Origin of the sequence: Allotabrizicola aquatica (SeqCode) (assembly GCF_965194375.1) — a bacterium.
In the GTDB taxonomy this organism is placed as follows: Bacteria; Pseudomonadota; Alphaproteobacteria; order Rhodobacterales; family Rhodobacteraceae; genus Tabrizicola_A; species Tabrizicola_A aquatica.
In genome coordinates this window covers 1-11,541 of the sequence record NZ_CBDAEL010000017.1, presented here as the reverse complement: position 1 = coordinate 11,541, position 11,541 = coordinate 1, and the positions used below count along the sequence as shown (strand labels likewise).

10 protein-coding genes and 2 pseudogenes are annotated in these 11,541 nt (G+C 57.3%); 5 read left to right on the top strand and 7 right to left on the bottom strand.

Translation table 11 applies throughout. The features are described from left to right. Together AC72UB_RS13135 and AC72UB_RS13130 are read left to right on the top strand one after the other, a co-directional pair. A partial coding sequence (locus tag AC72UB_RS13135; protein WP_505189145.1) for a transposase occupies positions 1-346 on the top strand: 346 nt, incomplete at its 5' end. A 56-nt stretch (positions 347-402) separates the two neighbouring features. Beyond that, entirely contained in the window at positions 403-669 is a 267-nt protein-coding gene (locus tag AC72UB_RS13130) for a cupin domain-containing protein (RefSeq protein ID WP_505190185.1), read from the top strand. 660 nt (positions 670-1,329) lie between these two features. Here the strand turns inward: AC72UB_RS13130 and AC72UB_RS13125 are convergent. Continuing rightward, positions 1,330-2,166 carry a universal stress protein gene (locus tag AC72UB_RS13125; protein WP_505190184.1) on the bottom strand — a complete coding sequence of 279 codons (837 nt, stop codon included), beginning with the start codon at positions 2,164-2,166 and terminating at the stop codon, positions 1,330-1,332. A 204-nt stretch (positions 2,167-2,370) separates the two neighbouring features. Here AC72UB_RS13125 and AC72UB_RS13120 point away from each other — a divergent pair, with 204 nt between their 5' ends. Continuing rightward, positions 2,371-2,565, top strand: coding sequence for a helix-turn-helix domain-containing protein (locus AC72UB_RS13120; RefSeq protein WP_505190183.1), 195 nt, complete (start codon positions 2,371-2,373; stop codon positions 2,563-2,565). Positions 2,566-2,658: 93 nt separating this feature from the next. On the opposite strand, the gene AC72UB_RS13115 is transcribed toward AC72UB_RS13120, so the two are convergent. From AC72UB_RS13115 to AC72UB_RS13095, 5 genes and pseudogenes are all read right to left on the bottom strand, one after another. After that, complete coding sequence (locus AC72UB_RS13115) at positions 2,659-3,669, bottom strand: TerC family protein (RefSeq protein ID WP_505190182.1); 1,011 nt, start codon at positions 3,667-3,669, stop codon at positions 2,659-2,661. Positions 3,670-4,153: 484 nt separating this feature from the next. Next, positions 4,154-4,923, bottom strand: a pseudogene (locus tag AC72UB_RS13110) (IS5 family transposase). A 917-nt stretch (positions 4,924-5,840) separates the two neighbouring features. Then, positions 5,841-6,049 (bottom strand): annotated as a pseudogene (locus AC72UB_RS13105) (ATP-binding protein); the annotation flags it as partial. A 176-nt stretch (positions 6,050-6,225) separates the two neighbouring features. Further along, the gene (locus AC72UB_RS13100) at positions 6,226-7,815 is read right to left on the bottom strand and encodes a phytoene desaturase family protein (protein WP_505190181.1); all 1,590 of its coding nucleotides are present in this window, start codon (positions 7,813-7,815) and stop codon (positions 6,226-6,228) included. A 937-nt stretch (positions 7,816-8,752) separates the two neighbouring features. Then, complete coding sequence (locus tag AC72UB_RS13095; RefSeq protein ID WP_505190180.1) at positions 8,753-9,406, bottom strand: hypothetical protein; 654 nt, start codon at positions 9,404-9,406, stop codon at positions 8,753-8,755. A 436-nt stretch (positions 9,407-9,842) separates the two neighbouring features. On the opposite strand from AC72UB_RS13095, the gene AC72UB_RS13090 reads away from it, so the two are divergent. Both AC72UB_RS13090 and AC72UB_RS13085 read left to right on the top strand, forming a co-directional pair. Next, positions 9,843-10,619, top strand: coding sequence for a hypothetical protein (locus tag AC72UB_RS13090; RefSeq protein WP_505190179.1), 777 nt, complete (start codon positions 9,843-9,845; stop codon positions 10,617-10,619). Between the two features lie 86 nt (positions 10,620-10,705). Continuing rightward, positions 10,706-11,023, top strand: coding sequence for a hypothetical protein (locus tag AC72UB_RS13085; protein WP_505190178.1), 318 nt, complete (start codon positions 10,706-10,708; stop codon positions 11,021-11,023). Here the strand turns inward: AC72UB_RS13085 and AC72UB_RS13080 are convergent. Further along, positions 11,020-11,541, bottom strand: a 522-nt coding sequence (locus tag AC72UB_RS13080) for an IS3 family transposase (RefSeq protein WP_505187962.1), incomplete at its 5' end; no start/stop codon positions are given. The two genes, AC72UB_RS13085 and AC72UB_RS13080, sit on opposite strands and share 4 nt — an antisense overlap.

Below are 11,541 nucleotides of genomic sequence, written 5' to 3'. Positions count from 1 at the left end.
GATCCATAAGTTCGGCCCGCCCGAGATCATGAACACGGATCAGGGCAGCCAGTTCACGTCCTTCGTCTGGACTGACAGGCTGAAACGGGTTGGCACCCGGATCTCTATGGACGGCAAAGGGCGCTGCATCGACAACATCTTCATCGAGCGCCTGTGGCGGTCCCTGAAGTATGAATGCGTCTATCTGCACGCCTGGGAAACCGGATCGCAGGCACGGGTCGGCATCGGGCGCTGGATCACCTTCTACAACCACCAACGCCCTCACACTGCCCATGGCGGCCAACCGCCCGCCGTGGTCTACTTTAACCGCATTGAAACCGATCAGCAGGTGCAGGCAGTAGCTTAAACAACCCGGAAAGCTGTCCAAGAGTTGGGGAGTAGCTCAATCCTTCAAGTAAACCTGTGATCACAGCGGCAATTGTAACCTTGCAACCCGGTGAAAGCACTGGAGTGCACAAACACGAAGCGCCGCTGTTCGCAATGATCTTGGACGGTGAACTGACCGTGGATTATGGGCCTGACGGCACCAAAGTATTTTTGAAGAATGATGCATTGATTGAAGCGTTCAGAACCAACCACAACGGCACGAACACTGGCGCTGAACCAGTTCGAATCTTGGCAGTGTTTGTCGGTTCCGACGCGGTGAAGAACACTGTAATGGACGAGTAGAAGTTCTTGGATGCCAAAGCCGCAGAAATAGCGACGACATTTGACTTTGCGAGTGACAATATCGTTGCTTGCGCGACACAGGCTTACTGTACTGACAGTCTCAACCAGAGCATTTGAAGGCCGTAGTGGGATTTGGCAGTCGCTGGGGGTGGGTTGTGCTTATTGGGGGAGCGGCGCGGGATCAGGGGTAGGATGCTGAAGGATTGGCAAGGGCCTGCTTTAGCATGGGCGACTGTCACAGCCGAACCGCACGACCCGCTCTGTGCGTCTCTCCCTGTGGCAACACACCATTCCAGCTTGCTGTGTTAACACAGCGTCTTCTATCGGTGGCGTAACACGGCGTCGGGGTTTGCTGCTGCCAGACATGTGCTCGTAAGACGATTTGGGCTTGATGCCGATTGTGGCAGCGTAGAACCTCGAAGCCAGGGGTGTCCCGGCCGGGCGAGATATGGTCCCTGTGCGTTCACTGCTGAAGCTTTTCACGCCGAAGCGTGGCATGTATCCTTACCTGCAGAGTTCCAACAGCTGGCGCCCTTTTTCTGCGCCAGCGAAACATGTGCCGCAAAGGCAGCTTTGGGCGCAGAGCGGTCATGAGACATGACTGCGGTTTCGCTTATTCGCCTTGAAACCCTTTCTCCTCAGCCCAACCTGCCACCCAGTTTAATGCGAGAGCAAAACCGGCAGGCGCAGATCTGAAAAAACGCCCTCAGTCGCACCACCCAGGATGAAATCGCGAAGCCGGGAATGGCCGAAGCCCCCCATCGCCAGAAGCTGAGCGCCCTCTGAAAGGGCAGTGTCCTGAAGCGCCGTCGCGATCGTTCGGCCATCAAGAGCGATGTTGACTGCCTTGGCGGCGTATCCCCGTCGTTTCAAGGACGCCGCAAGTGCATGAGCTATACCGGAGCCGCTGAGCGACTTTTCGTCTTGCACGGTCACAACCGACACACGGCCCCCTGCAGCGAGGAGCGGCAGGGCGTCGCACAAGGCCCGTGCGGCCACCCGGCTTCCATCCCAGGCAACAGCGATATGAGCGATGGCACCCGCTGCGGTGGACGGAGGCACAAGGATGACCGGCACACCCGCGCCAAACACGAGTGCTTGCGCCATGTCATGCGCCGAGAGTGTTTCGGCTGACCAGGGCAGAATTGCCAGATCAAATCTGCGCGCCTCAGTGGTGGCGGCGTCAGGGGCTGCGCCAAGCATCACTGTATGCTTGCCAATCGACAGGTTCACTGAGGGCCGTACCGCCCCCTTGATCAGAGTTTCCAGGCGTTCGCACTCTGCTTTGCTGCGATCTTCCGTGGCGCGCGCCAAGCCTTCGACATTGATGATAAAGCCACTGATCGGCGATGCCGTCTGTGGAACGTCCACCGCGAATGTCGAGACATGCAATGCGCAGCCCAGCGAAGCTGCAAAGTCGAACGCCGCCAGGATCGCCGGATCCGGAGCCGCTTCCGGATATGTGTTCAGCGGCAGATAGGCGATGCGATCGGGCATGGGTTCGGTCCTCATCTGGGAACAGCATTGGCCAGCCACCGGGACGCAGGGAAGACATCCGCGCACCGAAGTGACTGATTGCGCCAACCTGCCCGATGATGACGCGCCCTTCCTTGATCCAAATCAATCAAACACAATGATAAGTGAGTATCCTTGGGCATCAGCGCGAGGAAGGAAGCCATGCCGCAGGACCGATAGCAGACGGTGCAGGGAGTTGCCGAAAGGCTGGAAGTGGCCGAGGCCACGGTTCGGCAATGGATCAAGTCCGGCGCGCTTCGTGCCATCGACATCGGCAAGGGCTGGCGCATTTCGAATACTGATCTCGCGCAATTCTTGAAGACCCGCGAAACTGCACCGCGCCGACAAGATGACTGTTCCGAAACTGACCCAAAAACATAGGGTCGCCTACAAAATGCGAAAGCCGCCCAAGGCCTTGGGGCTGGGCGGCCTGTCGTCTTGCCTGCAAAGGCGGTGGGCCACAAAGGCCCCATGTCACGACGAGTGCGTGGACTCCTGCGCGCCGTTCCGGGTCTTCCACAGCGAATAGAAGATGCCGGACGCAATGATCCCGATGGTGATTGCTAGCGACAGGTACGGGTCGAACTTGCCGAAGAAGTAGCTGTAGAAGCCCTTCAACCCGATGAACACCAGGACCAGGGCCAATGCATACTTCAGGTAGTGAAAGCGGTGCACCAGTGCGGCCAGTGCAAAGTAGAGTGCACGCAGACCAAGGATCGCCATGATATTGGCGGTATAGACGATGAAGGTGTCCGTGGTGATCAGGAAGATGGCAGGCACGGAGTCGACCGCGAAGATCACGTCGGCAAAGTTGATCACGACCAAAGCCACGAAGAGCGGCGTGGCAAACAGCACCATCTTCTTCGTTACGGGATGCGGTTGGCGGACGAAGAACTTCTGGCCGTGAAACTCCTTGGTCACGTTCATGAACCGTGACACGAGGCCCACCATCGGATTCTTCGAGACGTCTGTGTCGCCCTCTTTCACCACCAGCATCTTGATCCCGGTGAAGGCAAGGAACGCCGCGAAAACCAGGGTCATCCAGCTGTAATTCGACACCAGTTCCGCACCGATCGCGATCATGATGCCGCGAAGGACGATGACCCCGACGATGCCCCAGACCAGCGCGCGGTACTGGTATTGCCGTGGAATGGCGAAATAGCCGAAGATCAGGGAAATGACGAAGACGTTGTCTATCGAGAGGACCTTCTCGATGATGTATCCTTGGAAATACGCGGCGACGGGGTTGGTTCCGTCGCTGGTGACAAGGGTGCCGCTCGACCAGGCCCACCAGATGTAGCCACCGAAAGCGATCGCTATCGTGATGTAGAATGCCGACAACTTCAGGCTTTCGGCGACGCCGATCTCGTGGTCTTCCTTGTGCAGCACGCCAAGGTCAAAGATCATCAGGGTGACGACAATCGCAAGGAACATCAGCCAAAGCCACAGAGGTTTGCTGATCACTTCGACAAAGAGAAAATCCATGGTATCCCCGAGTTGGTTCGTTGGTGTTTGACGGGCCATGTCTTGGAAGAGGAACGAACCCGGTCGATCAGCGCCGACATCACAGGTATTATGATACCTGTCAGAGGGGCCCGGTCGCTGACATGTGACCTAGGCATTCTTCACAGATACGTCAAGTGCGGCAGTCAGCTTGCCGGCTGTTGCCCGTGCATCGAACTCCTGTGCTTGTACCAACGATGGATCCTTGATGGACGGTCATGGCGCTACCCCGCGCCTTGCCTGCCCCGGTCGTCAGGCCACAAAGATCGCTGCAGTCGCCCAGGGTGCTCGAATGAAGATCATGCGGCCGCTTCGCGCGGGACTGAACGAAGTCGCTGCTTGAGACATTGAAGAGAGCCCGCTGAGGGCCAAACATGTCGGTGCTGCCGGGCACCTCGCGTGTGCCGTGTGCGCCTTAGTGTCAGTTTGCCGTCAAGCCAAGTCTAAGGTCCAGACTCATTAGTCGTCAAAGCCAGAAGATTACGGTTGCGGCGAGGGCGACGGCGGAGAGGAAGGTTTTGGCGCACCTGTCGTAACGGGTTGCGATGCGGCGCCAGTCCTTGAATCGACCGAACATGATCTCGATCCGGTTGCGACGCCGATACCGTCTTTTGTCGTGGCGGATTGCCTTTCCGCGCGACTTCCGACCGGGGATGCAGGGGCGTATCCCCTTGTCTTTCAACGCGTCCCGAAACCAGTCGGCGTCATGGCCCCGGTCAGCGAGCATCCATTCGGCAGCGGGCAGACTGCCCAGCAGTGCTGCCGCGCCGGTGTAGTCGCTGACTTGGCCTGCGGTCATAAAGAACTTCAGCGGACGCCCCTTCGCATCGGTTACGGCATGCAATTTGGTGCTCAACCCGCCCTTCGTGCGCCCGATCAGGCGCCCGCGCTGATCATCGGCCCCCCCTTTTTCGCCCACAGGCTTGAAGCCGTGCGGTGCGCCTTCAGATAGGTCGCGTCGATCATGATGGTCTTGTGCTCGGTGCCCTCGGAGGCGAGCCCCTCCATCATCCGGGCAAAGACACCCATGTCCCCCCACCGCTTCCATCGGTTGTAGAGCGTCTTCGGTGGACCATACTCCCTAGGCGCATCACACCACCTCAAACCATTGCGATTGATGAAGATTATGCCGCTCAAAACCCGCCGATCATCGACGCGCGGCTTGCCATGGCTCTTTGGAAAGAACGGTCTCAGCCGCTCCACCTGCTCGTCCGTCAGCCAGAATAGACTGCTCATGATCACCCCCTCAGCTCGGGGGCCTTGAATCACGCAGCGATCGCAGTCTCAATCAGATCGATGGGTCCTGACCCTAGATCGCGCAAGCACCTGGAAATGCCGCCTTGAATTCTCACAAGAGTTATATAGACACCCATCCTAATAGAAATATGCCATCCAATAGATCATCGAAATTCTTCGAATGGGTCAACACTTTAGCGGCAGTCCACTTCTGCGGTCGTGGTTGTTTGCCAATCAAGCCTGCTGTGGGGCAAGGACTGTGGGCTGTTTACTATGGTGGAGGACTGTGGTGAGTTTACTGTGTTGACCATAGTAAATTTCCATGTCGCCGACCAAAGCCCCATTGCACATTTTTTCGCACACCGCAAAAATTTCTAAGTTATCCCATTAAATTCAGTTTTTTATTTGTGCCGCAAGTCTTGAGGATCAGCGTGTCGCTGGTTCGATTCGGGCTCTGGGCACCACTTAAATCGCCAAAATACGCGAGATAAGCATCGCACAGGTTTTGGTGCCTGCATCGCACAGTCATCGCACAGTTTTGGGTGCGTTGGTGTGGTTGGAAGCACTATGGTGAACACAGGGTTTAGGGGTGCTGTTGGGACAGTGTGCTTGGCACATAGTGTCAAGAACACTGACCGTGAACACAGTGTTTAGAACACAGAGAATGCGATTGCGGTCGCACAAGAGTGTTCGGAGCACGGTAAGTGAACGTTGTGGCAGAACACGGTGTAGCGCTCACCTGACTTAGCCTTTCACCGCGCGACCTGAATCTGGGGTATCGCGGCGAGTTGTTCGCGCCTTGGAGGCGATTTTTCTGAGTCTTCAGAGGTTCGTCTAGCGGGGGAAAAATCTTGTGGAATGTTCATTTTCACTCAGATTTGAGTCAGTTTTTTCGTCGAGATGTGAGCCGCGTTTGGTTATGGGATCCGGTTCATGCTGGGGTCAATGGGGTGTTTGTCGGCTTTTTTGCGGGCTACAGCGGCCGAAGTGGCTTTGAAGCGAAGGCTGTCATTTCCGGTTTCAGGGATGTGACAGCGGTGAGCAAGGCGATGGTCATCTTTGCATCACCGAACACCAAGGTCCATTCCCCGAAGCTCGGGTTGGTGGTGGTCACGACGCTAGTGCGCTAGTACTCGGCGCGCAAAAACTGCGCGTAGACAGTGTCGAGATAGTAGCGGTGTTCCGCATCCGCGCGAAGGTCTGCTGGTGATCGAGCCGCTTGCTCGCTTCCTACAACTCGGCCGAGGTGAAGTTGCGTCCCAGACTAGGTCTCCTCCCGATTGTTCGTTGCGTTCCAACAGATCAGGTTGCCATGACCGTCGCTGGATCAATCCCGATGTCGCCGAGGATCACGCGGGCTGCGTTCCGCCCCGGATAGCCGGTTATCGATCCGCCTGGATGGGTCGTCCCCCCCGTCTGCCAGAGCCCCGGGATCGGCATCCGGTGGGCGGCCCATCCAGGCACCGGGCGCTGCTCGCCTGAAAATGTGGCGGAACGGTCGCCGCCATGCGGCGCACCGTGGATCATGTGCGGATTGGCGGCCTCGATATCGACGGGCGACTTGGTGAGCCGCGATAGGATCACGTCGTCGGTGAAGCCGGGGCAGAACCGGCGCAGCGTGGCCAAAAGCCTGTCTGTATAGGCCTCCTTCCGGGCGGCCCATCCGTCTGGTCCCTCGCCCGGCAGATCGTATACAGTGTGCGTGAGTAGCTTCACCGTGTGGTGCTCCGCCGGCGCGCGCCCGGGATCGACAAGCGACGGCGTGGCGACCAGGAGCCAGGCGATATCGTCCGAGAAGCGCCCGTCATAGATGTTGCGGCCCGACTGCACCAGATCCTCGATCCAGCCCGCGTAGCCCGCCGAAACCGCCGTGCGCGGACCCCGCGGCGTCTGAAAGACCGGCGGGGCCGTGGTCGCGAGGTAGGAGGCGAAGAAGGGAACGCCGACGTTGTAGGTTTTCACCCCAAAACGGAACGTCTCCCCCCAGACGTCGGGCGGCGCCATGTCCACAAGGTGCTTAACATGGATGGTCGAAACGACGCCCTTGCGGCCCCGGAAGATCCGTCCGTCTTCCGCGCGGACGCCAACGCAACGTCCGTCCTCGAGGATCAGTCCGCCGATCTTTGTCCCAAGGTGGAACTCGGTCCCCCGAGCCCTGAGATAGCCCACCAAAGCGTCGATAAGCCGCCCGGACCCGCCCCTTGGGATCGACCAGCTTCGGGCCTGTCGGGGCGCGATGATCTGGTAGGCCAGCAGTCCCGTCCCCGCTTGGTCGATCGGCACGGCGGTTTGGAACGCCATCCATCCCATAAAGGCACGCACATGCGGTGAAACGAATTCCCCCAAGATCACGTCGCGTGCGCTCATCGCCATGCGACGCGCCCAGATGCCGCCGCGAGGATGCTCCTTCAGGAGGTCCCTCAGGGATGGCCCGTAGCCGACCGGAAAGGCCCGCGCCTTAGCCAGAAGGGGGCGGAGTTCGTCGAACTCGGCCAGAAGGCGCCGGTAGCTTTCCGCGTCAGCCTCTGAATAGCGTGCAAACTCAGCGATCGTCCGCTCGGCGTCCAGATACATGGTGATCTGTTCGCCATCGGGAAGCGCGACGTGGGCCACTGGATCGGGATCGATGTAGGTCAGCCCATGCCGCGCGACGAGACCCAACTCGTCCAGCCGGATGATCGGGTTCTGAAGGATCAGCGTGTGTCCTGTCGAGCATGTGTCGAAGGCGAACCCTGGCCCCAGGATCTCCTCCGTCGCAGCACCGCCGCCCGGGATGTCACGGACATCGATGACGACACAGCTCTGCCCGGCCGCAGCCAGATAACATGCGGTCACAAGGCTGTTGTGCCCAGCTCCCGCAATGACGAAATCTGCCTGGTGATCCAACGCCATATGAGCATGTCCGGGTCTGGTTCCGCAACGGCGGAACGGTTGCGCAATCGTTTGCGCAGACTAGCCGAGGCCAGCCGCACTTGTCAAAGGAGTCGTTCTCCGGACTGCACCAAGACCCGCCGTGGCCTGTCTACATGCCCGTGCAACAGCTTCTCGAAATTGTTATGCAATGCATCATCGCCCCCCAAGAAAGGTCTTCCGCGCCATTGTTCGAGGGCCTCGTTCAGTGGCTCTGTTGCACAAATTACGTGAGAGATTCATTTCGAGAATTCAGCGAAGTGGCTGGAGGGCATGAGTAGCCCCCCCCTAGCCCACAGAACCAAGATTTGGCCCGCCTATCACGAAGCCCTGAAGCGCTCTGGTGGACTGCCCCCATCGAGTGGTCCATGTTAAGCTGGTACATTGAGGGCCTCGGGTCCATTGGCACGAATATTTCCGGCGCTGGGGGCAGTCCAATCCCCAAGACACAGTTTTTTTCGCATACTTCAAAAATCGTTAAATTACATAGATATAATCAGAGCCTTACTTTTTCCCTTGCCTTCAAAATCCACGTGTCTCTGGTTGGATTTCGGCGATGTGCACCACTCAATCCAAAAGACTCGACGAGATTCGCTTCGTACAGTTCAGGGTGTATGCGCTGCAAAGTTATAGCACAGTTTTGGGTGCGTTGGTGTGGCTGGCGTCACTTTGCTCAAAACGGTGGTTGGGACACAGCCTATGAACATAGTGTTCTCAATGGCTTAGGCACAACACCTCGTTATCGCCCACCACATGGCAACAGCATTGAATCTCAGTCAGGTTCCACTGCTCTTGGGGAGCAGCAGCCACCAGATCGCGGCTTGCGTCACTCACCGATCTTGGGTTGGAAACTCAGTGGCATGACGTGTTAACCCCAAAAGCCGATAGCCGACTAGGTGGCAAGCTTTGGCAGGAACCCTCAGCTTTCAACGACCATCCCGACTACGATCAGCACCTGATAGTCCTGCTTGCTGCAGCCCTCGACGGCGGGCATGACGTCGAGGGGGGTCATGGGGAAGACACTGATGGGCGCTTTATCTGGTGTGCAGGCTTTGCCTGCTTCCTTTTCCGTGTACAGCGCGGCACGGCATCCCAGATGAGTAACGTCATAAACGCTGGCCCCGTCGGCAAGGCTCCAGGCCTGCTTGCCCATAGCGTCAGGTGCTTCCACGGTCAGCACTGAGGCCACATCTCGCCCACCGGTCACAACATACTGACCAGCTGGAAGCGGAAAGCTAGGAGCTTCCATGAGGCGGCCATATTCTTCGAGCCACCAAGCGGTAGGATCAAGCTTCCAGCCGTCCGGGGCCACAGCAGCATTCGAGACCAAATCTGCATAGTCTTCAAGATAAACACCGCGCGGGCCGGGATCAATCGCCCAAAGACCCCAAGTCTCGGCATCGGTGCCTGATGAGGCCTGCGGATCGCCCAATGCCGCAATGTATTGCGTTGGAATGCGAACAAAGTTTGTGTCTGCATGTGAGGGGACAGTACTCAGGATTAAGGCGGAAGCCATAACGGCAAGTCCAAGCCGACGGAACAGTCCCGTTGCGGTCTCGATAGCTTTGGTCATAGCTTGCTCCCGGGCAATGGGTGAGGCACTGCGCCCCCTTCCTTTCATGCACATTAGGGCGACCACGCCAAAAAGCAAAAAGAGGCACGCTCGACGTACAACGAAAACTTGGCTACGAGAGAATTTGCGATCCTATTGGGATGCGTCCGCCATCTATGTACCCATAAGCAGGCCGCAAGTGGACATTGACAGGCTCACAGTGAACGCCAATTATCGCGCAAAACTTCAATGAACATCGCTTGGCCACAAGGTCGGCTTCACGCCGAAAACCAGACATTTAGGAAATGGCATGGCAAAGACGCTCCCGATACCGTCAACGAATAGACTCCAAGCACCGACCGGAGCTACGGCAGGCGCATTGCTTCCTCTTGTTTCGTGCGCAATTGGTGCCGCTTTGTGGCCCTGCGACGCTGCGTTTGCAGAGTCTACACCATACGTGCTCAATGGATATTTTGCAGTTGGAGGCACCGCTGGAAACTATAATGGTGATTACGATGCGGGGCCTTGGCGCGGAAAATCGATCAGCGGGGCTCTGCAAATTGTGCTACCGAGTGGTCTAAGCCTGCAGGCTACTGGCCGTATTGCAGACTATGCATTAGGATCAAGTATCTCAGCTCCAGTTTGGGACACAGACAATCAAAACATGTTGAGTGCGGCAGCGTTCTGGCGTGACCCATCCCTCGGATTGATTGGTGCTAACATTGAAACAGGGGGCATTAAAGCATGGTATGATCATCGCTTTAACTCGATCGGTGTGTTCGGTGAAACTTATCTCAATAGCATCAGCACCGTAGGTGCAAACATGACCTTCACAAACAGCATCTCAGGTGTGAACACTTCTATCAGCAGCAACGATCAGACTTACGAGGTTTGGGGAGAGTACTTCTTTACTGATGACGCTGCAGTGAGAGTGAGTGCCGCTCACCAAACTTCTCAGCATGATTTTATCTCTGATTGGCACGAGAACATTATTGGCATTACTGGCGAGTACTTCATTAAGAATGTGTCTGGCATGGATGCATCGGTAACCGCAGCTTACCTCCATTCGAACTATTCGGATTCTGATAGAGAGTCGGATGATCAACTGAGGGTAGGCATGAAATGGTATTTTGGCGGCCCAAGAACGCTTCTCGAAGCCAAACGAAAGGGTGCTGTGGAGACGCGGTACAACAACTATGTTGACGTTCCGCGTTGGTGGCAGTTCCCACTTTAAACGCCGCTCCTCGAGTGCAGCCAGGTAATTAGCGGCTGACATTCCAACACGCCAACCATACTGTGCAATACAGCGGAGCGCACAGTATGGCCAAACTCAACGACGAAACGCATGTGCTGATGGACGGGGCGGTCAAGGTTTACCGTCGTCCAATCACCCGTCGTTGGCAGGCTACGTTTCAGATTGGCGGCATTTGGGTGCGGGTCAGTACGGCTCAGGGTGACCTTGAAGACGCCAAGCGAGTGGCACGTGAGCAGTACCTCGACTACAAGTTTCGTGAAAAACACGGCTTGCCCGTCGTCACCAAGCGGTTCGAAGACGTGGCCAACTTGGCGATTCACGACATGCAGCGGCAACTGGATGAGCTACTCCCCAACTCTTGGACAGCTTTCCGGGTTGTTTAAGCTACTGCCTGCACCTGCTGATCGGTTTCAATGCGGTTAAAGTAGACCACGGCGGGCGGTTGGCCGCCATGGGCAGTGTGAGGGCGTTGGTGGTTGTAGAAGGTGATCCAGCGCCCGATGCCGACCCGTGCCTGCGATCCGGTTTCCCAGGCGTGCAGATAGACGCATTCATACTTCAGGGACCGCCACAGGCGCTCGATGAAGATGTTGTCGATGCAGCGCCCTTTGCCGTCCATAGAGATCCGGGTGCCAACCCGTTTCAGCCTGTCAGTCCAGACGAAGGACGTGAACTGGCTGCCCTGATCCGTGTTCATGATCTCGGGCGGGCCGAACTTATGGATCGCCTCGTTCAAAGCCTCCACGCAGAAGTCGGCTTCCAGCGTGTTGGATATCCGCCAGGCCAGCACCTTGCGGGTATACCAGTCCATGATGGCGACCAGATAGAGGAAGCCACGGCGCATCGGGATGTAGGTGATGTCAGCACACCAGACCTGATTGGGCCGCTCCACCCGTAGCCC